This is a genomic window from Bacillus sp. BD48 (genome assembly GCF_046566805.1).
Classification (GTDB): Bacteria; Bacillota; Bacilli; order Bacillales; family Bacillaceae; genus Bacillus; species Bacillus safensis.
Map to the genome: position 1 here is coordinate 197,256 of NZ_JANGFM010000005.1, position 22,511 is coordinate 219,766.

The following is a 22,511-nucleotide window of genomic DNA, read 5'->3' on the forward strand; positions in this document are numbered from 1 at the left end:
AAAAGTTGAAACCTTTTGGTGTTTTCATTCGTAGTACATCAGATAACGGTATTGGAGGTGCATCCTGTCATGTTTGTAATCCTCATGAGACTAGCTCTTGTTGCACTGCTTGTCTACATCTTCTACATGGCGGTAAAATTCTTCTCAAATCCGAGAAGAAAGCTGAAACAAGCACAATTAAAAGAAGGCTTTTATTTTATGGACGAACAGCAAAATGCGCGCAAAAATTTTAATTTCGTCTATAAAGGTGTCTTGTTTGAAGGGGAGAAGCATGTTCCTTCTAAGGATCATCCTCTGTTTGTCCACTCCATTTACGTTTGGACGGAGTCACCTGAGAAGCTAAGTGAATTTACATTAGAAGACTTTGAAAAACTAGAGGAAAACATTATCGAGCGTTATCCTCAAACAAAAATTGATTGGGATCAGCCCATTAAAAAAATCAAACAAAAAAAAGGAGCAGACACGCCGTCCTGATGGCGTCTGCTCCTTTTTCAAATAAATTGGATATATCCTAATAGGATCAGCTGCAAAACAATTAATACAGGCATGCCGATTTGAAAGGCAGGATGCTTTGTTTTATGCCGAAAATACTGCATTCCTAGATACGATCCAGCAGCGCCAAAAAGCACCGCAGCACTCCATAAATGCGCCTCTGAAATTCTCCATTTATGTGCTTTGGCCCGGCGTTTATCCTCACCCATGAGAAAAAAGCCGTAGCCATTCACCAAAATAAGCAGCAGGATCAAAGCCATATTCATTCATTTCACCTCACATGAAGAGAAAAAAGATCACCCCTCGAAGGAATGATCTTTTATAGAACTTACTTGTCTAGTTGTGCTTTTGCAGCATCAGCAAGCTGATTGAATGCACTTAGGTCATTCACAGCAAGGTCAGCAAGCATTTTGCGGTTTACTTCAATACCAGAAAGCTTTAAGCCATGCATTAAACGGCTGTAAGAAAGACCGTTCATACGAGCTGCAGCATTGATACGAGTGATCCATAGTTTACGGAAGTCACGTTTTTTCTGACGACGGTCACGGAAAGCGTAGTTTCCAGATTTCATCACCTGTTGGTTTGCTACTTTGTATAATCTATGTTTTGAACCGAAATAACCTTTTGCTAATTTAAGAACCTTTTTACGACGCTGACGCGACACAGTTCCGCCTTTTACTCTTGGCATTGTAATTCCCTCCTATGATTCCTATTTCAAATTACTTGATGTTTGCAAGTTGTTGTTTGATACGTTTGAAATCTCCAGCACTTACGATTGCGCTCTTACGCAATTTACGTTTTTGCTTTGTAGATTTGTTAGCGAACAAGTGACTTGTGTACGCATGAGAACGTTTAAGTTTACCAGAACCTGTTTTTTTGAAACGTTTAGCAGATCCGCGGTGAGTTTTCATTTTTGGCATTGGATGTTTCCTCCCTCTGTTACTTTACTTTTCGACTTTTGGTGCAAGCATGAGGAACATACTGCGTCCGTCCATCTTAGGTTTTGTTTCTACTGTTGCTACTTCAGCGCAAGCTTCAGAGAAACGGTCTAACACGCGCTGTCCGATTTCTTTATGCGTAATCGCACGGCCTTTAAAGCGGATAGAAGCTTTCACTTTATCTCCCTTTTCAAGGAATTTGATTGCATTACGGAGCTTCGTGTTAAAATCATGTTCATCGATTGTCGGGCTCAACCGAACTTCTTTTAAGCTAATGATTTTTTGATTCTTACGTGCCTCTTTTTCCTTCTTCTGCTGTTCGAATCGGAACTTACCATAGTCCATGATTCGGCAAACAGGTGGTTTTGCATTTGCAGCAACTAACACAAGGTCAAGATTGGCTTTCGTAGCAATTTCCAGAGCTTCCTGGCGGGTTTTAATCCCAAGCTGATCGCCATTTTGTCCGATCAAACGAACTTCACGCGCACGAATACCTTCATTAACTAATTGATCTTTGCTAATAGTGAGCCACCTCCATGAGATTTTGAATTGAGTTCACAATTCATTTGACCATTTCGTTGTATGTTTTACAGGCAAACAAAAAGTGTGGGCATATAAAACACCCACACTGCGAACATTTGCATGAAAAAATAAATGTACGGTCAACCTGTCAACTACAAACATGTGTCAATCAGGTGAGAAGCGGGTGCTTCTGCTTGTGATATCTATTCAATTCGTTAATTATTCTACACAATTTTCATTCGTCCGTCAAGTAACCGAACTCTTGAAACAACTTTTTCAGTTTAACATGATGAGACGAATTGGGCAAGTCTTTTTCACACAATGACGCCATCAAAGAATCAACTGCATAAAGATTGGGATGACGATAACGGTCACAACTCCTACGACCACTACGGCGATACTTGCCATAGCTGCTTCTACTTCTCCCATCTCAATTCCAACAGAAACCCCAAGCGCATGTCCTGATGTACCAAGTGCAAGACCTTTTGCCACTGGGTTTTTAATGCGAAACAATTTTAAGAAGAAGGCACCTAGTGCATAGACAATGACTGCGTTAAATATGACCGCAAAGGCTGTGATATCTGCGATTCCGCCAATATCCTTTGCAATCGGAAGAGCAATCGCTGTTGTCGCTGCTTGTGGAAGCATGCTTTTCATCACAGCCGCATCTAAATGAATCCCTTTTGCTACGAGATATACGATCGTAATAGAACAAAGTGAACCTACAAAAATAGCGGATAAAATTTGCCACCAATATTTTTTAAGCAAGGCTCGCTGCTTATAAAGCGGGATAGCGAAAGCAATCGTGGCAGGCTCTAAGAAAAATTTGATAATCTTGCCGCCCTCATTATAATCTGCGTAGGAAAAACCGCCAACTTTCAAAAATAAAATGCCCAGTACCATCGCCACAAACAGCGGGGTGAACAAGAAGAAACCTTTTGATTTTTTAAATAAGAATGTCCCTATCCCAAAGGCGACTAATGAGACGACAATGCCAAAATAAGGATTCATTGTACTTGTACCCATTTTGCATCTCTCCTTTAATGCGTACTTGAAGCTGGTTTATTTGAATGAGAAGGAGCAGATTTACTCTCCTTCGTCTCTTTACGTTTCTGCGGTCTTTCTGATAATTGCATGAGAAGCTGTGAAAACAGCCCTGTCGCTGCAAGTAACATAATGGTTGCAATAATAATGACGCCAACTACTTGCACACCTACTTCTTGCATGACACCTAGTGATTGAATAACTGAGATCCCAGAGGGAACAAATAGAAAGCTAATGAGTCCTGTCAATGATGTACCTAATTGCTCGACCTGTTCCAGTTTAACGATTTTCGTTGTTAACAAAACAAATAATAGAACCAAACCAATCACAGATGCAGGCATCGGAATCGGTAAATACATTGAAATGAGATTAGAAACGAACATTACGGTTGCAAAAATAAATGCTTGAGATAGAAATCCATATACTTTCGTGGCACTCATGCCCCTTCACCTCTTTCTTCGACTGCCCTCAGTATACGGCATGAAATAAATGAATGAAGCGTTTACAATAAAACTCGCTGGATTCAATGACTGAAATGCAAAAAACGAGTATTGAAATACAAACAAAAAAAGCCCTCCTACTCTAGCAGGAGTGACTTCTTTAATTCTTTGGCATATGTGCGGCTGACAGGAATGATCGACCCGTCTGTCATATGCAGATTATACGTCGAATTAAACCACGGCTGTACCTCTTTCATATGAGAGGTATTCACGATATAGCTGCGATGGACCCTCATAAAGTAAGCCTCAGGAAGTTTTTTTTCAATGACCACAAGCGGTTCTGTGACCTCATACATGTGATCCTTTGTTTTCACGACCTTTTTCCCCTCACTGAGTCCTACATACATGATCTCTTCAACTTGCAGGATCACAATTGAGTCATCGACTGAAATCGCCAATTTTTGCTGGTGGGGCGCTTTCTCATCTGATAGCTGGTGCTCTTGCGTCTCAATGGATTTCCATTTTTTAAACTTCTGGATGGTCTGGAGCAGTCGCTCTTCATCAAATGGTTTTGTTAAGTAATCAAGGGCACTTACCTCAAACGCCTTCAGCGCATATTGATCAAAGGCTGTCGCAAATACAACCGCTGGCGGATCAGACATCCGGTTGAGCCTTTTGGCAATATCAAATCCGTTCTCACCAGATAAATCAATGTCTAAAAAGAGCAGATCCGGCTTATGATCGACCATTCGGTCAAACGCAGATTCTATATTTTCTGCTTCCTCTATTTGAACATCCTCTTTCGTTCTTCGTAATAAGTATTTTAATTCATCTCTTGCTAACACTTCATCATCTACGATTAATACCTTCATCAACGAGAATCATCCTTTTTTACATAGTCCATCGGAATGCGAAATGAGATGTCAGTGCCTTGGTCACTATGAATGGATAAAGCGGCTTGTCTGCCAAAAATCCCTCTTAACCGCTGATCTAAATTAAAAAGGGCTGTCCCTGTTCCTTCTAGCGATTCGACAGGCGCTTTCAATAGCTGAGCCATCTTATCATCTTCAATCCCCTGTCCATTATCTGTCACTTTCATATAAACATGCCCATCTTTCATCAAAGCGGATACGATGACTTCACAATTCGTTTGATGTTTAGGAAAAGCATGTCTCACTGCGTTTTCAACGAGCACCTGAAGCACAAAGGGCGGAATCATCACCTGCTCCAGCTCCTTTTCGATTTGAAAGGTCACATGGTACTTATTTGGAAACCTTGCTTGTTCAAGTGACAAATATGCCTCCACATGCTGAATCTCCTTCTGCATTGGAATCAGCAGCTGGCGGGCGCCTTGCATATTGGAACGGAAATAAATACTTAGCTGCAGCAGCAGCTTCCTTGCCATCTCCACATTGGTTCTGCATAAAACAGAGATGGTATTAATGGCGTTAAATAAAAAGTGCGGGTTCACTTGTGCTTGAAGTGCTTTAATCTCTGCATCTTTTAAGAGGCGGCTTTGGGTCTCGGCTTCCCCAAGCTCAAGCTGTGTGGAAAACAGCATCGCCAAACCTTCTGCAAGCTCCTCTTCCACCCTGCTTAATCCGACCGGAGAATTGAAATACATTTTTAACGTTCCGATCGTTTGACCGTTAGAAGTGAGCGGCAGCACGATTGCCGCTTCAAGAGGGCAATGGGCAACTGAACAATTGATCTCGCCCTTCGAATGTGCCTTCATAATCTTGCCGCTCATCAAGACTTGTTTCGACAGCCCTGTAATCAGGCTCTTAGATGGTATATGATGATCTGTTCCATCTCCGACATGCGCTAAAATCTTTTCTGTGTCTGTTAAAGAGACTGCATCTGTTTCAGTCAACCGATGAATGATCTCCGCCACACTTTTACATGACTGTTCATTTAACCCTTGGCGGAAAAAAGGCAGTGTTTGATCGGCAATCGAAAATACACGATGTGTTTGCATCGCCTTTGCCTGCTCTTCTTGCCGAATGACTGACTGTAAAATAGATAAAAAGATAAAGCTGCCGATGCCATTCACAAAGATCATCGGCAGGGCAATGATACTGACAAGCCCCCATGCATCAGCAAAAGGCCTTGCAAACAGAAGGATAATGATCATCTGTAATGATTCCATCGCCACACCAAAAAGAGCTGCTTGGCGAGGTGTCACCATTCGATTCCTCCGCTTAAACCTGCTGCCGACATAGCCTGCAATGACACCCGCTAAAATGGAAGAAATCGCACAGCTGAGCGCGGTGCTTCCTCCTAAGGAATAACGATGAATTCCAGCTAAAAGCCCTGCGCCAATCCCTACAAACGGCCCCCCGATCAAACCACCCATTTCGATTCCCATAATTCTCGTATTGGCGATAGAGCTTGACGAGCCAAGATGATAAGAAAATTCATGATTCATGACAATTTGCTGCTGAATTTCAATTCCTGTGTAATTGCTGATAATACTAAAAGAAGCAAAAATGAAAACAAGAATTGCCTTTTTTCGAAATCCTTGATTATGAAGCAATAGATTGCGAAAGCCCTTCACATGGGCAAGCACAAATCCTAAAATAACGATGATCCCCACACGCTCGATCATCATGATAATTAAATGAAGCAAACCGGCCACCTCAAATGATGTATGTCATATCTACTGTCTTTCTATTCTATCATGTACGGTCAATGATCAAATATCTCTCAAATCTTTTCTTTATTGCCCTCTTCTTCTATTGTAAAATGAACATGAGCCTGTCACTTGCAATTGAAGGTAACACATACATAACAAGGGAGAAGATCATGAAAGCCGTATTTTTCGATTTAGATGATACTTTGCTTTGGGATGAAAAAAGCATTCACACAACTTTTCAGGAAACTTGCCGGGAAGCGGAAAAGAAATATGGACTTGATCCAGAATCGTTTGAACAGATTGTACGTGAAGAAGCAAGAAAACTGTACTCTTCCTATGAAACATATGATTATACTGTCATGATCGGCATTAACCCTTTCGAAGGACTGTGGTCGAATTTTAGTGAGCCGATTAGCGAAGGCTTTCAAAAGCTGAACGCCCTTGCACCAGAGTATCGCAAAAGCGCTTGGACCAATGGCTTAAAGACAGCGGGAATTGACGATGAGGCATTTGGACAATATTTGGCTGATTTCTTTGCAGCTGAGCGCAGAAAACGCCCATATGTCTATGAAGAAACATACCCTGTTTTAAACCGCCTGAAAGGCAGCTACGAATTGCTCCTTTTAACAAACGGAGATCCTAGCCTTCAAAAGGAGAAACTGGCAGGTGTTCCTGAGCTTGCACCTTATTTTAACGAAATTGTGATTTCAGGAGATTACGGGAAAGGCAAACCGGATCCAGGTATCTTTGAGCACTGCCTTCAGCTGTTAAACTTAACAAAAGACGAAGTGATCATGGTTGGAGATAATCCGAAAACAGATATTCTCGGCGCATCTCGCGTTGGCATCCAAACCGTTTGGATCAATCGCCATGGCAAGAAAAACGAAACAGATGTGACGCCTGATTATGAAATCAAAGACTTACATGAATTGTTTGATATATTAAAATAACAAAAAACACCCTTCTCCTGACGAGATTGGGTGTTTTTGTATTCTTAGAGCTATATGATTGCTGCTAGACTTTGCGCTTGCCGGTCTAAGCCGCGTGCTGCTTCTCCTACAATGATGAATTCCTCGCTTGCCTGCTTTACAAGATCCCGGTTTGTAAACACAGTTGTCTTTGCCCGGCTTGTTCCGCTGCTGACCTTCTCTACTTCTGTATGGATCGCCTTCACATATTGATCTACCTTGACGATCGCTTCTTTTGAATTTGTCGCAAGCTTTCGAATTTCTGCTGCTACTACACTAAAGCCATTTCCATAGGAACCGGCATGTGCCGCTTCTATTGCCGCATTTAAGGCGAGCAGCTGGGTTTGTGAAGAAATACTGTTAATGGTTGCAGCAATGGATCTGATGGACTCTACCTGCTCCGTTAATCCTTTTAGCAAGCTCATATTTTGATCGGTTTCGTTTGCTATATGATCAAAGGAGGCATTGACACTTTGACTATGCTGAATGCCAACTTCTGCTCGTTCCATTAATTTCGCAGACATCTCCTTTAAGTCTTCTACAACCTGTTTCATTGTGTGTTCTCTCTCCGTAATATCTGTCGCCACTTTCACAACACCCACTACAGTTCCTTCTTCATCTTGAACTGGTGAATATGTCGCTTCAAGCCATAAGGTGCTGCCGTTTTTTGTGATCCGCTGCACCTTTTCCTGAAAGACTTGACCTTCTCTCAAACGCTTCCAAAACATGTGATAGCTTGTGTGTTCTGAAATATGCGGAGGACAAAACTGTCTATGTTGAAGACCGATCATCTCTTCTTTAGAATATCCCATGGCTTTTGCAAATATATCGTTCACCCATAGAACTTCACCTGTCACATTAAATTCAATCATTGCCAGCGAGTGCTCTAATGCACGAAGAACAGCTGATTGCTCCAATACATGTGACGATAAATTGTTTGTTGTTTGCATCATCGCTTTCATTCCCCCAATTTGTCTCAAACCAATAGTACATACTTACCCTTACTTTTGTACTATCTAAACGTCTCTTTTTAGAAATTGGATCACTATTGGAGGAGGTTTTCCAAAAAGAAAAAAGCCAGTGATCTCAAGAGAATCACTGGCTGCTTATTATTTTTTTGCTTCTGCTACTGCATGTTTCACAAAGGCTTCAAGATCCATTGTTTCTGAATCTTGTTCCCCGTATTTTCTTACATTGACAGCGCCATTTTCTGCTTCTTGATCTCCGACGACAAGCATGTACGGAATCTTTTGCATTTGCGCTTCTCTAATTTTGTACCCAATTTTTTCATCGCGGCTGTCAAGCTCTACACGAAGACCTTCAAGCTGCAAACGTTCTTGCACTTTTTTCGCATAGTCTAAATGAACAGACGGTGAAACTGGAATGACTTGGAATTGTACAGGTGCCAGCCATGTTGGAAGGGCTCCTTTGTACTCTTCAATTAAGAAGGCAACAAAGCGTTCCATTGTAGAAACAACGCCTCTATGAATGACGACTGGACGATGGTGCTTTCCATCTTCTCCGATGTATGTGAGATCGAAGCGTTCTGGAAGTAAGAAATCAAGCTGTACAGTGGATAATGTCTCTTCTTTTCCAAGAGCTGTCTTCACTTGTACATCAAGCTTCGGACCATAAAATGCCGCTTCGCCTTCTGCTTCATAGTAGTCGTGACCAAGCTCGTCCATTGCATCCTTCAGCATCGATTGTGCTTTATTCCACATCGCATCGTCATCGAAATACTTCTCAGTATCTTCTGGATCACGGTAAGATAAGCGGAATGTGTAGTCATTCAAGCCAAAGTCTTGATACACTTCTTCAATTAAGCGAACTGTACGGATAAACTCGTCTTTGATTTGATCTGGACGAACAAAGATGTGTGCATCGTTTAATGTCATACCGCGAACACGCTGAAGGCCGGATAAAGCACCTGACATTTCATAGCGGTGCATTGTACCAAGCTCTGCAATACGAATTGGCAATTCGCGATAGCTGTGCGGCTCGTTTTTGTAAATCATCATATGGTGCGGACAGTTCATCGGACGAAGAACAAGATCTTCGTTGTCCATTTCCATCACTGGGAACATGTCTTCTTGATAATGCGCCCAGTGTCCTGATGTTTTATACAATTCAACATTCGCAAGAACTGGTGTGTACACATGCTCATAGCCAAGACGCACTTCTTTATCGACAATGTAACGCTCAATGACGCGGCGGATCGTTGCGCCTTTTGGCAGCCAAAGCGGAAGTCCTTGACCAACCTTTTGAGAATTCGCAAACAGTTTCAGCTCTTTTCCAAGCTTACGGTGATCGCGTTCTTTCGCTTCTTCCAGCAGACGTAAGTGCTCATTTAAATCTTCTTTGCTAAAGAAAGCTGTTCCGTAAATACGCTGAAGCATTTGGTTGTTACTGTCTCCTCTCCAGTATGCACCTGCAAGGCTTAACAGTTTAAACTCTTTGATTTTCCCTGTAGACGGCAAGTGAATCCCGCGGCAGAGGTCAAAAAATTCACCCTGCTCATAAATCGTCACAGCTTCACCTTCTGGAATCGCCTCTAACAGTTCAAGCTTCAATTCATCACCAATCGCTTCAAAGCGCTTTTTCGCTTCTTCTCTTGATACTTCAATTCGCTCAATTGGCAGATTGCTGTTAATGATTTTTTTCATTTCTTTTTCAATCTTTGGTAGGTCTTCAGGTGTGATGGCAACATCGATGTCCACATCGTAGTAGAAGCCATTTTCGATGACAGGACCTACGCCAAACTGAACGTGATGTTCTTTTCCATAAAGGCGTTTAATCGCCTGCGCTAGCAAATGTGCTGTGCTGTGGCGCATAATGTCGAGTGCTTCTTCACTTTTATCTGTGATGATCTCGATTGTTCCACTTTCTAATAGCGGCGTACGCAGATCTATTTCTTTACCGTTCAATTTACCGGCAAGTGCTTTTTTCTTTAGGCCCGGGCTAATTGATGCCGCGATGTCTTCTGTTGTAGCTGTTTTGTCAAACTCCTTGACTGCTCCATCTGGAAATGTAAGTTGAATTTGTTCTGACATCTCTGGTCACTCCTTTTTTTGGCAATATAAAAACCCCGCCCCCTGGAAAGGGACGAGGTTGAATAAACGGAATCGTGGTTCCACCCTTTTTCCCATATTTGCAGCTTACTTTTTCATAAGCAAATACGGCTTGTGTTTCGATAACGGGAATTCCCGTCAGCCATTACTAAAAAGTTCACAGCTGATGTTCAAAGGTGGTAAAGCAAATGGTCCTCTGCTAGGAAGCTTTCAGCCGCGGCTTCCCTCTCTTTAAGCGGGCGTTCATTCGTTCATGTCCTTATCAATACGGTCTCTGTATGAAGTTACACCGTATTATAAAACGTTTTTTCGTGAAAATCAAGAAAGCTTTTCACTTTTCTTGTTGAAATGAGCATGTACAAATTGAACATTCTGCTCTTGGAATGAATGAGACGGGAACACCTCGACCCTTTCTTGAAAAATATTTTGAATGGTTTGCACCATCGAGTGACCTGTATCATTTGTAAATAGGTCAATTTTTTGCGGTGCAATAGAGACGAGCGGTGCAATCAGCTGCGAATCAATATACATTGGATGCTCTCTTACAAACTGTCTGTCTATGTATTGTTTTTGATCACGCTCAGAAGCGTAGCGAAATTCCCAAATCACCAGGCGGTCCTGATGCACAACATGTACTTTTTCGAGCTGAGGCTCTCTTGCCATCACATAGTCTCGAAGCGATTGAATGAAATTTTGATACTCTTGCTCCATTTTGTATTCTTCAATGGACACTTCAACATAGTTCTTCAGCCTTCGGTCATACTCTGACAGCCTAAATGTCATAAATGAACCAATTGAAAAAACACCTTGCTGTAAAGAAATCGCCTCAAGCTCCTTTTTTAAAAGGGCTTCTCTTGACGGGTCTTGATGAATGCCGGGAATATCATCTAAGTCCCCGTTCATGATACTGTGAGCAATGGAAAGAATTTGGTGCTGTTCTTCAGGATCTTTAAATAAATACGTGTTTTCAAGGATGCTGCGCATGCGCTCATTTTCTTTGCATTCCAAAAAAAAGTGAACCAATAATGGCCGCACAATGTGCTCAAGTGCTTCTTCTGATTCCTTCGCCTCTATGAGAAGCCGGTCTTTCCCTTGTTGAATTGACATGTGATGCCGACTGTCCAAGTGTTCAGCAAGATGTAAAAAAGCGGCGGTATCATATTCATCTTCAAAGATTATTTCAAGCATGTTTGTCCCCCCTAACGACATCTGTTACATATATATGGGGAGAACATAAAAAATAGACGCCTAAAATAAATCAGGCATCTTTCTTTTTAAAATGAGTGGAACGGAGATAAAGATCAAATAAATCAAACAAACAACCGCTAAGGCGGCATAATTGCCGCTGACAAAGCTTGAGCCGAGAACATTTAACGCAATTGTACCCGGTATTAAGCCTAAAAAGGTGGCTGCCACAAATGCACGATAATTTGCACGTGAAGCGGCTGCCGCATAGCTGACAAAATCAAAATGAATCGGTGCAATACGCAATAACAAAATATAAAGAAATCCATGCTCCTGAATACGGGACGTCACCGCTTTCAGCTTCCGGCTGTTTGATTCCGTTTCCTTCTTTTTTGCTCGAAAGGTTGAAGCAATCATGAAGGAGCCTGTTGCCCCGGCTGTAGCTCCAATGAGGGCATAAATCGTCCCAAGGACACTGCCGAATGCCAAACCTGCCGCCAGCGAAAAGACCGTAATCGGGACGAGAACAAACGGGCGAAAAAGAGATAAGAAAAGAAAAACAAAGGGAGCCAGCATCCCAAATTGCAGCACCCAATTTTTCACATCTTTCGGCGCCAGCTGAAGATGCTGTTTATTCAGCCACCACAGCGCAGCAGCAAGAATGCCAATCCCAAGAAAAAGCAGCCATTTTCTTTTATTCATTTCATTTGCTCCTCCTTCAGGTGACATACGCTTTTATAAATGACGGCGGTTTTCTCCTTCGAGCAAGACAGGCTCTGCTAAATAGAGAATCCGTTCCATTAAACGAGCGGCTTTGACCTCTTCTTTTTCCCCCCGCTGCGAGTACGTAAAGTGATGCTTCAGCTCATTTGGGGAGAAATTAGAAGAGAAAAACGTCGGCAGCTGCTCTGCCATACGGTATTGTAAGATCGTACCGAGCATTTCATCCCGCACCCAGCTTGTCATCGATTCTGCCCCAATATCATCAAGCATTAAAATAGGGGTGGACTTGACCATATTCAGCTTTTCTTCTAAAGTATGATCGGCTAATGAATTTTTTAACTCTCTCACAAATTCAGGCACGTAAACAAGGAGAGATGGGTATTCTTTCTCCGCTAGCTGCTGCGCAATAGCTGCCAGTATATACGTTTTTCCTACTCCAAACTTTCCGTGTAAATACAGGCCTTTTCCTTTTCCACTCTCATCATAGCTTTGGAGGAATTGACCTACTTTTTGGATGACCTCTTGTCTTCCCACAACGTTCAGATCAGCGAACGTCGCTTGAAGGACATTTTGCGGAATATACATGCTTTTCATCAGCTCTTGCTGTTTTTTCTGTCTATCGAGCCGCAGCTTGACTGGGCAAGGGGAATATTCAATATCAATACTCTGACCTTTGATCACAAGCTTCGGGTGATACCCATCTAAAATGGCATTGACGTTTTCGTCATCTAAGCAATAAGAGCAGCCCTTCGACTGCTGCACATATTCAAAGAGCCGGTTCAAGCTGCGATTGATCATGTCTTCATGTATCTCTTCTTGATGCTTCTGTAAAAAGGCCTTCACATCTTCATCAGATAACACACTTTCTTTAATCTGATTGTATCTCACGCGAAAATCTACTCGTCCTTTTAGCTGTTCAAATGAACGACCGATCGGTTTCATCCCATCTCACCTCACCTTAATGTGCATTGTACTTTTTCATATTTTTAAACTGATCTAACAGTTTTTCTTTTTCTCGTTCGAGGTCTTCTGTAGACAGACTGTCCGTTTGCTCTTTTGCCGGCTGTTCTTTTGTTTCGGTTTCTTTCATCCAGTCAGGCAGTTTCTCTTCTCTGACGACTTTTCCTGAACCATATGTGCTGCGCTGCTTTTTCTGCTGCGCCCACTCTGTCATTTGTCTGTTTTCTTCTTTGGCAATTTTCATGGCCGCTGCTACGGTTTTGATTTTCTTTCTCACCCAATGAGCGGCGATTTTTTGCATATATGTTTTCGACAGCTTCATATCTGTTTTGAGTAATGTATAGTAGATGAGAACATTCATGACACCTGGCTCTAGCTGCTGCTCGAGCATGATGTCTTCGACAATTCTTAAGTCGGCATACGTTGGTTCAATGCCATCTGCCATGTCTTTTAGCAGTTCCCTAGGCGAAATATGATCCAGCTTTTCAATCAATTTTGCATCTGGAGTATCTGCCGCCGGCGTCTTTGAAGCATCCTGACGCAAGTGTCTTGGCTGTTTTTGATCAATTAGTTTTGGCTGTTCGCCTCTGTATTCAATTTGGTACCAGTCTCTTGCTGCTTTTCTCAGCTCTTCTGTTGAGATCATTTGATCTGAACCGCATGCACCTGCTACAATATTTTGCATTTGAAGCGGGGTGATGCCGTATACAGCAGCTAACTTCTTAATTGTTTCTTTTACCTGCTTTGTCAAAGCCTTTCTTGGAATCATCATGTCAGACATACCCGCTAATAATAGATCGAAATCAAAGGATTCGTCTGAGAGCGGTGCCGGCTGACTCGATCCGACGGTAACATATTCATAGCCTTGATCAAGTGATGATGCCTGATGAATTTCTTCTGTCATCTTGCGTTCGCCTGGCTGCAATACGTGAAACACTTCTTCAAATGACCGTGAAATGTTCTTTGCTTCTGCAGGAACACCCGGATAAGAGAAATAATCACGCAGCTGCATATATTTTGCTTTTTCTACACGATGGTACAGCAGGACATTCAGCATACCATCTTGGAAAAACTCATCCGGTCTTAGCGGCGGTACAAGCTCATATGTAAACAGTCTGCCTTCTTCCGTTTCCTGTTCATATGTGCGGAGTAAGCCGATCGCTTCAAGCTTTAAACGTTCCTCAAAAATATCATTCAAATTCGTTTGCAGCATGACCATGAGCTGCCGATGAGGTGCAGGTTTCCCCCACATACGATTTTGTTCCAGCTCACCCCACAGCGTCATGTATAAGCTAAAAGCGGACATGCCAATAAGCGGCTGATATAAAAGAGTGATGAGCTGTCTATCGATGTCACCGAGCAATGAAGCGCTTTTGACGACATACGGATCGACGGCTAGCACTTCCTTCCAATGCTCTGTCATATGCTGATCCTCCCCATGAATTGCGATTGTTTCCATTGTACACTCTTTTTACGTTTTACGCTTTACGCAGGAAAAAGAGCATGAAGAATCTCCAGCTCTTTTTAGCGTTCTTTCTTTAATAGATCTTTTAATTCATCAATAAAGACATTGATGTCTTTAAACTGCCGGTAAACCGAGGCAAACCTGACGTAAGACACTTCATCAATTTTCGCCAGCTCGTCCATGACCATTTCACCTACGAGCTCGCTTTTCACTTCTGACATGCCTTGATTGCGCAGTTCTTTTTCGATATTAAAGCAGACATCTTCCAGCTGCTTTAAAGCGACAGGACGCTTTTCACACGCTTTGATGAGTCCTCTCAGCATTTTTTCCCGGCTGAATTCTTCTCGAATCCCTTCTTTTTTCACCACAATCAGCGGTAATTCTTCTAATTTCTCAAACGTCGTAAAGCGATATTGGCAGCTTTCGCACTCTCTTCTGCGACGGATGGATTTCCCTTCATCTACTGGTCTTGAATCAAGCACCCTTGTGCCAAGGTGCTGACATGTGGGACATTTCATTTTCATCAGCTCCGATCTATTCTTGGAAGTTGTTTGTCTAGTTCATCATAAAGGGACAGAACGGTCTTTTGACTATAGCCGAAATCTGTTGGCAGAGCCGTTTCTGTTGTTACATTAAAATCGACAGCTGTTTCAAAAGGACGAATTGAAATGACAGTCGCCACGAGAAAGGCTTTTTTCGGCAATCGAATGTTTGCGCTGATTTCACCTCGTTCTGCTGAAACAGATGTCACTTGATAGGAATCGCTTCGGGAAAGCATAGCTTCCAACGCTTGAAAAACTTGTGCATTCGTCGATTTGTAGTAATGGCTTTTCAGTTCTGACACTGGATGCTCGTCAGATGTTTCTGTATGGTTTGACATGAACCGTTTAAACTTTTGCCTTAAAGTCATACACGTATCCCCTTTGCCATAATGCTTCTTTCTTTATTTTATAAAAAAAACCTTTGTTTTCCTAGAACAAAAGTATAGGCAAGCTGGGGAATGTTGGATTTTTTATTAAATAAATATAAAAAGGAGCATAACACAAAGGCATTCAATGCTTTTGGCCAGCTCCCATTGCAATCTTTTTTATGTTTACAGTGCTTTGGCTTGTGCCTGTTTCACTTGTACAGGTCCCATGCCTCGAGGAATTTCGATGTTTTCTCTTGTTTCAGCACCTAATTCATCTCCGATATGATCTGCTGCAATATTCGGATCTAGGTCGCCGCAAGTATAAACATCTATGCTCGCATAACCATGTTCAGGAAAGCTGTGAATTGTCAGATGAGATTCAGAAATAATGACAACTCCACTTACTCCTTGAGGTGCAAATTTGTGAAAAGCAACCTCTCTTACCTCAGCTCCTGATTTCAAAGCTGCATTTACAAACGTTTTTTCAATAAAATCCATGTCGTTCAGTTTATCACAGTCGCATCCCCATAGCTCGGAGATAACGTGACGTCCGATTGTTTCCATCATGGACCCCCCTTTAAACAAGAATGAAAGAGTGAAGTTCTAAGCAGCCGGACCGGACATATACCACGGGGGAAAGTTAGTCCTAAGAGGTCCTAACCCTTTAAGTATACCCGAATGAGTCTGCGAACAAGAAGTTCACGAAAAATAGTATACTTTGTTTAGACCCATTTTGCAAGCTGTGTTTTTAGTGGGATTTTCTCTCATTTCTTGAAAAGGGACGTTCGTCTTCTTCATTTCAAACAGCAGACAGCTCTTTCATCTGTGCGCCGACAAACTTCACAAGGTCAACCACTCGGCATGAATAACCCCATTCATTGTCATACCATGCAAGAACTTTCACTTTTCTCCCTTCCATTACCATCGTTGTCAGTCCATCAACGACTGCTGAATAAGGGTTCGTGTTAAAGTCCGTGGAGACAAGCGGCTCATCTGTGTAATCTAAAATACCGGCAAGAGATGTTTTGGATGCATTCGAGAAGGCTGCATTGACTTCTTCTGCTGTGACATCTTTTTTCAAGTCAACAACAAGATCAACCATCGACACATTGGAAACTGGTACGCGGAGTGCAAGTCCGTGCAATTTTCCTTTCATGTGCGGAAGCACTAAAGAAAGCGCTTTAGCGGCACCCGTCGTAGTTGGAATAATGGATTGAGCACATGCTCTCGCCCGGCGCAGATCCTTATGCGGGTTATCGATATTTTTTTGATCATTTGTATAAGCATGAACCGTTGTCATTAAACCATTGTCAATGCCAAATTCATCATCTAACAGTTTCACAACTGGTGCTAAACAGTTTGTTGTACAAGATGCGTTTGAAATAATGACGTGCTTTTCAGGATCAAGATCATCCTCATTGACACCCATCACAATCGTAATGTCTTCATTTTTACCTGGAGCTGTTAGAACGACTTTTTTCGCTCCAGCATCTATATGGCCCATCGCTTGATCTTTTGAATTAAATTTACCTGTTGCTTCAATGACGATATCAATCCCAAGCTCTCCCCATGGAAGCTGCTTTGGGTCTCTATTATTAAGCAAAAGCACTCTTTTGCCATTTACAATCAAGGCGTCATCTTCTGCTGTCACATCACATTCGTAACGTCCATGATTTGTATCATATTTAATTAAATGTGCTAGCGTTTCGGCAGGATAGCTTGCGTTCACCGCTACAATTTGAATTTGATCATCAAGCATTGCTTTTCTGAAGACCATGCGTCCAATTCTGCCAAACCCATTGATCGCTGCTTTTACCTTCATGAACAGGTCACTCCTCTATTATGTGTTATACTCAATAAATTTATTTATGAAATTAGTATATCACATTAGAATGTAATTGCCAGTATATAAACGTATATTTTCTAAAAAGGGCTGTTCTTTTCAAAGGAAATCAGAATAAAGCATAAAAAAAGAAGAGTACGTGTATGTACTCTTACTTATCTGTATGTTCCCATTCATTTAATATGTTCTGCAATTGCTTTCTGATAAACGCAAGATCTTGTGTGTTCTCTATCACGCGGTCTGCTTTTTTACATTTCTCCTCAAGAGACTGCTGAGAGTGAATACGCTTCAGCGCTTCTTCCTCGCTGAGGTCATTTCGATTCATGAGCCGCGATAGCTGCAATTCAGGCGTTGTATACACCACAATGATGCGGTCGACGAGACTTTCCAGCTGACTTTCAAATAAAAGCGGGATATCGAGGACGACGAAGGTTTCTTGCTGACTAACCCCTTCATCTCGCTGTTTGAGCATTTCCTTTCTCACTTCTGGATGAACAATCGCATTCAGCTGCTTTCTTTTCTCTTCATCAGAAAAAATGACGGCTCCAAGCTGCTGGCGGTTCAGCTCCCCATTTGGCAGGAGAACATCCTCGCCAAAGGTTTGAACGATTTGATGAAGGGCTGGTGTTCCTTTGGCAACCGCTTCTTTTGCAATGACATCTGCGTCCACGACCCGAATGCCCTGCTCTTTTATCATTTGAGAGACGGTGCTTTTTCCACTAGCAATCCCGCCTGTTAATCCAATGACAAGCGTCAATTGATTTCCTCCTTTACAGCTTCCACACCCCAATTAAAATGAGCAGAAGCCCTGGTAAGCATGCAAGTTTATCGATCCAGCGCCAATTTGCCAAGTAATGACCTGAACGGAGCCCGATACACACAAAGAGTGAGCTCATCACGGCCACAGTGATACTCATGACAATTGGAGAAAAGCCTAGAATCGCAGCGCCAATCCCTGCGCCAAATGCATCAATAGATAAAGCAATCCCAAGAAACACCGCTTCTATTCCATTGATCGTCCCAGAACGGTCAATATCTGCACTTGTCGGCTTTCGCAAAATTTGAATAACAAGACCAAGCGATTGCACTTCCACATTGAGCAATGTCTTTTCATGAAGAAGCAAATCACGCTCTTTCGCTGGTTTGTAAAATTGATAAAGGACCCAAAGGCCAATGGCGATTAAAATGCCTCCACCAAGTTTATCTGTCACTGAGACAGGGAGGAATGTCGTCAGCAGGCTGCCAATCAGCATGGAAATGAGCAGCACAATCCCTGAACAGCACGCAATAATGACAATCGCTTTAAATGGAATCTTCATTTTACGAAGTCCATACGTAAAGCCTACAGAAAAGCTGTCAATGCTGACTGCAATAGCTAAAAACAGGAGCGAAATCGAAATCATACCTGAACTCTTCCTTTCTGTTCATGCAACGATGATCAAGAGTCTCTAGGCGTCCTTAGACTCTTCTTCACTATATGAAGAGCAGGTGGGCTGTGTGTCAGTCTACACCTTGCTGAAAAATGAATGTTTTTTATCGTATGCACAGCAAAAAGGAAGCATGCTGATGGCTGATTTTTATTGAGGACGTTTTTGGCAGGTCACACAAAAATGAGTGCCGCGCCCTCCGACTACTGTTTTCTCAATGATGCTTCCGCATGTTTGACAAGGCTCTCCCCGCCGGTCATACACAAGAAGCTGCAGCTGAAATGTTCCAATATCACCTTGTGAATTGATATATGAGCGAATCGTGCTTCCTCCTGCATCTACCGCCACTTGAAGAGTATCGATAATATGCCTGTGAAGCACTTTACAGGATTCAAGGCTGAGCTGATTCGCTTTTGTTTCTGGATGAATGCCTGCTTTAAACAAAACCTCATCTACATAAATATTACCAAGTCCCACGACAATCTTTTGATCAAGCAGCGCTGTTTTGACCACACGGGATGTTTTTTTCAATTGCTCCCATAAATATTCCGGAGTGAATTGATCATCAAAAGGCTCATATCCCAGCTGTGAGAGCGGGAGTTCCTTTTCTTCTTCACCCGGCTGAAATAAATGCATCGTGCCAAATTTACGCACATCATGATACCGAAGCTCAGTACCGTCTGTAAACGTAAAGACAACGTGTACATGTTTATCGTATGGCTCATGCGCTTCATGTACACGGTATTTCCCTTCCATCCTTAAATGGGAGACCATCACGTAGTGGTCTAAATGAAAGAGAAGGAACTTTCCTCTTCTTTCAATGGTTTGTATCGTTTCTCCTACCATCCTTCTTGCGAACTCTTCCGGCTCCCCAGGACGTTTGATGATATTTGGCCATTTGATATCGACCGTTTCAATCGTTTTTCCTTCGACTAACCGCTTGAGTGTGCGCCGGACGGTTTCAACTTCTGGTAATTCCGGCATGCTCCTCGCTCCTTTTTTTCTCTCTATTATTTTGCGTCGTACCAAGATGGCCCTGAAGCAAAATCAACTTTTAGCGGCACATCTAGCTGAAGTGCATTTTCCATGACTTCAGGGACAATTTTTTCAAGTATCGCAATTTCTTCTTTCGGCGCTTCGAAGATCAATTCATCGTGCACCTGTAATAAAAGATTTGCCTGCAAGTTTTCTTCTTTTAGCTTTCGCGCCATATCAATCATAGCTTTTTTAATAATATCAGCCGCACTTCCTTGGATCGGTGTGTTCATGGCTGTTCGTTCGGCAAAGCTTTTGATATTAAAATTACGGCTTGTGATATCCGGGATATACCGTCTGCGTTTGAGAAGCGTCGTGACATATCCTTTTTGTTTCGCTTCCTGCACGATCTCTTCCATATAGGTTTTCACGCCTTTAAAGCTTGTTAAATAGCGCTCGATAAAGGCAGCAGCTTCTTTTCTTGAGATCCCAAGGTTTTGAGATAATCCATAGTCACTGATCCCATATACAATTCCGAAGTTGACAGCCTTGGCTTGTCTTCTCATAGAGGAAGTCACTTCTTCTTCCGAGACATGGAACACGTCCATCGCTGTCTTCGTGTGAATATCCATATCTTGCGTAAATGCTTCGATCAAATTCTCATCCTGAGAAATATGAGCGAGTACACGCAGCTCAATTTGTGAATAGTCCGCAGCAAACATGAGCCAGCCTTCTTTTGAAGGGACGAATGCTTGACGAATCTTTCGTCCTTCCTCTAAACGAATCGGGATATTTTGCAAGTTTGGATCTGTTGAGCTTAGTCTTCCTGTTTGCGTGAGCGCTTGATTAAATCTTGTATGCACTTTATGGGTATCCTTGCGCGTTACTTTCATTAAGCCTTCCACATAGGTCGATTGCAGCTTTCCAATTTGGCGGTAATGCAGAATTGACCGAATGATTTCGTGCTTATCTTCAAGCTTTTCAAGAACATCTGCAGATGTCGAGTAGCCTGTTTTTGTCTTCTTCACAATCGGCAGGCCTAATTTTTCAAAAAGAATCACGCCAAGCTGTTTAGGAGAATTGATGTTAAACGTTTCTCCTGCTAAGCGGTGAATGGTTTCTTCATATTCTTTCAGCTTTTTCTTTAATTCTTCCCCCATCTTTTCTAGGCGCTCAAAATCCACCTTTACGCCAAGGGATTCCATTTCACCTAAGATGAGTGCAAGCGGCAGCTCTAAGTCTTCATACAGTTCATGCTGATCATTTTTTTCTAACGCTTCAAGTGTTAAATCATGCAGAGCAGAGATCGCCGCTGCTTTTCGTCCAAGATGTTCCTTCAGTTCATCTTCAGGTGGAATCGCCTGCTTTGCTCCTTTTCCGTACACTTTTTCATCAGAAAGAGCGATGTTGAGACCGTATTCCTTCGCCACACTTGCGACGTCCTCATACGATTTCTGAGGGTTGACGACATAGGAAGCGAGCAGGACATCGTTATCGACACCTTTAAGATCGACATCATGCCATCTGAGGGCGACAACGGCTCTTTTTGAATCAAAGACCCATTTCTTCTTCGTTTCATCCTGTACCCATTGTTTAAATGCGTCTGATTGAAGCGCATCTTCTTTCGTGATAAAAAACGCACCGTTTTCATTATGGATCGCAAAACCGATCAAATCCGCTTCATGATAATTATCTCCTAGCTGTTCTACCACAAGGGCGGCATGATCTGTCAGCATCTCATCCGTTACATCTGTCATTTTTTTCACTTCTAATGCTTCTACTTCGACCTGTTCACCTGTTTCTGGTACTTCTCCTAGACGCTCTAGCAGCGTTTGAAAGCCTAGTTCTTTATAAAGAGAGATCACTTGATCCATATGAGGGCCTTCATATGCGAGATCCTTGCTTGATACATCGATTGGCGCTTCTACAAGAATCGTTGCGAGTTTTTTACTCATCACCGCCTGCTCTTTATATTCTTCAAGCTTTTCTTTTAGCTTTTTCCCGCTGACTTCGTCAATATGTTCAAGCAGATTTTCAACCGTTTCAAACTGCTTTAACAATTTAATCGCTGTTTTTTCCCCTACACCTGGCACCCCTGGGATATTATCTGAGGAATCTCCCATCAAGCCTTTCATATCGATGATTTGATCTGGGCGCAGGCCATATTTCTCTTCAATATGAGCTGGTGTGTAATATTCTACTTCTGTGATGCCTTTTTTCGTAATTGCCACCGTCGTATGGTCTGTTGAGAGCTGCGTTAAGTCCTTATCTCCTGAGAAAATTTTGACTTCAAAGCCGTCTTTTTCTGCCTCCACAGCCAATGTCCCGATAATATCGTCAGCCTCGTATTGAGGAAGCTCGTACCTTTTCACCTGATAGGCATCTAATAACTCACGGATGAACGGCATTTGTTCTGATAGCTCTGGCGGCGTTTTCTGTCTTCCGCCTTTATATTCTTTAAATGTCTCGTGGCGGAATGTTGTTTTTCCCGCATCAAATGCAACGAGCATATGGGTTGGCTTCTCGTCCTCGAGCATCTTCATTAAGATCATCGCAAAGCCGTAAATGGCATTTGTATGGACGCCTTTATCATTTGATAATAGCGGCAAAGCAAAAAAGGCTCGATAAGCGAGACTGTTTCCATCCACTAGTACTAATTTCTTTTTGTCTGTCATGTTTTAATCCTCCATCGGCTGAGCCATTTCAGCCGTCTCTTTCACACATTGTATCATCATTTTATCAAAGTTTATTTTGAAAAGAAAATAGTCGAACCTGCATAAAAAAAGGGACGAAAACAACAAGTGTTTTCGTCCTTACAAAATTGGCTCCTTGGATGAAGGGGTTCCTATTCATCCTACCAATGATTGTTTAACTAAACATGAATCCATTGTAAAGATCATGTAAATTTTAACGTGA

General features: G+C 42.3%; 24 protein-coding genes and 2 other annotated features. Of the genes, 2 read left to right on the top strand and 22 right to left on the bottom strand.

Translation table 11 applies throughout. From position 1 onward, the window contains the following. Positions 1-69: 69 nt before the first annotated feature. The gene (locus ACLGGR_RS15410) at positions 70-474 is read left to right on the top strand and encodes a hypothetical protein (protein ID WP_024426127.1); all 405 of its coding nucleotides are present in this window, start codon (positions 70-72) and stop codon (positions 472-474) included. Positions 475-491: 17 nt separating this feature from the next. Here ACLGGR_RS15410 and ACLGGR_RS15415 read toward each other — a convergent pair whose 3' ends face one another. The 8 genes from ACLGGR_RS15415 to ACLGGR_RS15450 form a co-directional block, all read right to left on the bottom strand. Further along, positions 492-758, bottom strand: coding sequence for a DUF1294 domain-containing protein (locus ACLGGR_RS15415; RefSeq protein ID WP_142945595.1), 267 nt, complete (start codon positions 756-758; stop codon positions 492-494). Positions 759-820: 62 nt separating this feature from the next. Next, positions 821-1,180, bottom strand: coding sequence for a 50S ribosomal protein L20 (gene rplT / locus ACLGGR_RS15420; RefSeq protein ID WP_003216409.1), 360 nt, complete (start codon positions 1,178-1,180; stop codon positions 821-823). Positions 1,181-1,211: 31 nt separating this feature from the next. Further along, positions 1,212-1,412, bottom strand: coding sequence for a 50S ribosomal protein L35 (gene rpmI / locus ACLGGR_RS15425; RefSeq protein ID WP_003216324.1), 201 nt, complete (start codon positions 1,410-1,412; stop codon positions 1,212-1,214). Positions 1,413-1,436: 24 nt separating this feature from the next. Beyond that, positions 1,437-1,952: a translation initiation factor IF-3 gene (infC, locus tag ACLGGR_RS15430; protein WP_024718649.1), complete on the bottom strand. Its 516-nt coding sequence runs from the start codon at positions 1,950-1,952 to the stop codon at positions 1,437-1,439. A 70-nt stretch (positions 1,953-2,022) separates the two neighbouring features. After that, positions 2,023-2,154 (bottom strand) — a sequence feature (ribosomal protein L20 leader region). A 128-nt stretch (positions 2,155-2,282) separates the two neighbouring features. Continuing rightward, complete coding sequence (lrgB, locus tag ACLGGR_RS15435) at positions 2,283-2,978, bottom strand: antiholin-like protein LrgB (RefSeq protein WP_410973406.1); 696 nt, start codon at positions 2,976-2,978, stop codon at positions 2,283-2,285. A gap of 14 nt (positions 2,979-2,992) precedes the next feature. After that, a complete protein-coding gene (gene lrgA, locus ACLGGR_RS15440) occupies positions 2,993-3,436 on the bottom strand; it encodes an antiholin-like murein hydrolase modulator LrgA (protein ID WP_024425718.1) in 444 nt (147 codons plus the stop codon). A 137-nt stretch (positions 3,437-3,573) separates the two neighbouring features. Next, complete coding sequence (locus ACLGGR_RS15445; RefSeq protein WP_041115035.1) at positions 3,574-4,311, bottom strand: LytR/AlgR family response regulator transcription factor; 738 nt, start codon at positions 4,309-4,311, stop codon at positions 3,574-3,576. After that, entirely contained in the window at positions 4,308-6,065 is a 1,758-nt protein-coding gene (locus ACLGGR_RS15450; RefSeq protein ID WP_142945596.1) for a sensor histidine kinase, read from the bottom strand. Before ACLGGR_RS15450 ends, ACLGGR_RS15445 begins: the two co-directional genes overlap by 4 nt. A gap of 176 nt (positions 6,066-6,241) precedes the next feature. Between ACLGGR_RS15450 and ACLGGR_RS15455 the strand changes: the two genes are divergently transcribed. Beyond that, a complete protein-coding gene (locus ACLGGR_RS15455) occupies positions 6,242-7,021 on the top strand; it encodes an HAD family hydrolase (protein ID WP_410973407.1) in 780 nt (259 codons plus the stop codon). Between the two features lie 50 nt (positions 7,022-7,071). On the opposite strand, the gene ACLGGR_RS15460 is transcribed toward ACLGGR_RS15455, so the two are convergent. From ACLGGR_RS15460 to polA, 14 genes are all read right to left on the bottom strand, one after another. Further along, positions 7,072-7,992 (bottom strand): methyl-accepting chemotaxis protein, encoded by a 921-nt coding sequence (locus tag ACLGGR_RS15460; RefSeq protein ID WP_410973408.1) that lies wholly within the window; start codon positions 7,990-7,992, stop codon positions 7,072-7,074. A 156-nt stretch (positions 7,993-8,148) separates the two neighbouring features. Continuing rightward, positions 8,149-10,089 (bottom strand): threonine--tRNA ligase, encoded by a 1,941-nt coding sequence (gene thrS / locus ACLGGR_RS15465; RefSeq protein ID WP_024425713.1) that lies wholly within the window; start codon positions 10,087-10,089, stop codon positions 8,149-8,151. 45 nt (positions 10,090-10,134) lie between these two features. Then, positions 10,135-10,382, bottom strand: a binding site (T-box leader). A 43-nt stretch (positions 10,383-10,425) separates the two neighbouring features. Continuing rightward, positions 10,426-11,295 (bottom strand): putative sporulation protein YtxC, encoded by an 870-nt coding sequence (gene ytxC, locus ACLGGR_RS15470; RefSeq protein WP_410973409.1) that lies wholly within the window; start codon positions 11,293-11,295, stop codon positions 10,426-10,428. Positions 11,296-11,355: 60 nt separating this feature from the next. After that, on the bottom strand, positions 11,356-11,994 hold the full coding sequence (locus ACLGGR_RS15475; protein WP_076840455.1) for a TVP38/TMEM64 family protein: 639 nt from the start codon (positions 11,992-11,994) through the stop codon (positions 11,356-11,358). A 33-nt stretch (positions 11,995-12,027) separates the two neighbouring features. Next, positions 12,028-12,957: a primosomal protein DnaI gene (gene dnaI / locus ACLGGR_RS15480; RefSeq protein ID WP_410973410.1), complete on the bottom strand. Its 930-nt coding sequence runs from the start codon at positions 12,955-12,957 to the stop codon at positions 12,028-12,030. Positions 12,958-12,973: 16 nt separating this feature from the next. Beyond that, positions 12,974-14,398 carry a replicative helicase loading/DNA remodeling protein DnaB gene (gene dnaB / locus ACLGGR_RS15485; protein ID WP_251216722.1) on the bottom strand — a complete coding sequence of 475 codons (1,425 nt, stop codon included), beginning with the start codon at positions 14,396-14,398 and terminating at the stop codon, positions 12,974-12,976. 101 nt (positions 14,399-14,499) lie between these two features. Continuing rightward, positions 14,500-14,958, bottom strand: a complete 459-nt coding sequence (gene nrdR, locus ACLGGR_RS15490; protein ID WP_003216720.1) for a transcriptional regulator NrdR — start codon at positions 14,956-14,958, stop codon at positions 14,500-14,502. 5 nt (positions 14,959-14,963) lie between these two features. Further along, on the bottom strand, positions 14,964-15,350 hold the full coding sequence (locus tag ACLGGR_RS15495) for a cytosolic protein (RefSeq protein ID WP_087976545.1): 387 nt from the start codon (positions 15,348-15,350) through the stop codon (positions 14,964-14,966). Between the two features lie 183 nt (positions 15,351-15,533). Further along, positions 15,534-15,914 carry an adenosylmethionine decarboxylase gene (gene speD / locus ACLGGR_RS15500; RefSeq protein WP_003216492.1) on the bottom strand — a complete coding sequence of 127 codons (381 nt, stop codon included), beginning with the start codon at positions 15,912-15,914 and terminating at the stop codon, positions 15,534-15,536. 235 nt (positions 15,915-16,149) lie between these two features. Continuing rightward, entirely contained in the window at positions 16,150-17,172 is a 1,023-nt protein-coding gene (locus tag ACLGGR_RS15505; protein ID WP_024425707.1) for a glyceraldehyde-3-phosphate dehydrogenase, read from the bottom strand. 172 nt (positions 17,173-17,344) lie between these two features. After that, a complete protein-coding gene (coaE, locus tag ACLGGR_RS15510) occupies positions 17,345-17,950 on the bottom strand; it encodes a dephospho-CoA kinase (protein ID WP_410973411.1) in 606 nt (201 codons plus the stop codon). Between the two features lie 13 nt (positions 17,951-17,963). Then, positions 17,964-18,596, bottom strand: a complete 633-nt coding sequence (gene ytaF, locus ACLGGR_RS15515; protein ID WP_142945601.1) for a sporulation membrane protein YtaF — start codon at positions 18,594-18,596, stop codon at positions 17,964-17,966. Between the two features lie 174 nt (positions 18,597-18,770). Further along, positions 18,771-19,604 (bottom strand): DNA-formamidopyrimidine glycosylase, encoded by an 834-nt coding sequence (gene mutM, locus ACLGGR_RS15520; protein WP_024426140.1) that lies wholly within the window; start codon positions 19,602-19,604, stop codon positions 18,771-18,773. A 26-nt stretch (positions 19,605-19,630) separates the two neighbouring features. After that, positions 19,631-22,270 carry a DNA polymerase I gene (gene polA / locus ACLGGR_RS15525; RefSeq protein ID WP_410973412.1) on the bottom strand — a complete coding sequence of 880 codons (2,640 nt, stop codon included), beginning with the start codon at positions 22,268-22,270 and terminating at the stop codon, positions 19,631-19,633. Positions 22,271-22,511: the final 241 nt, after the last annotated feature.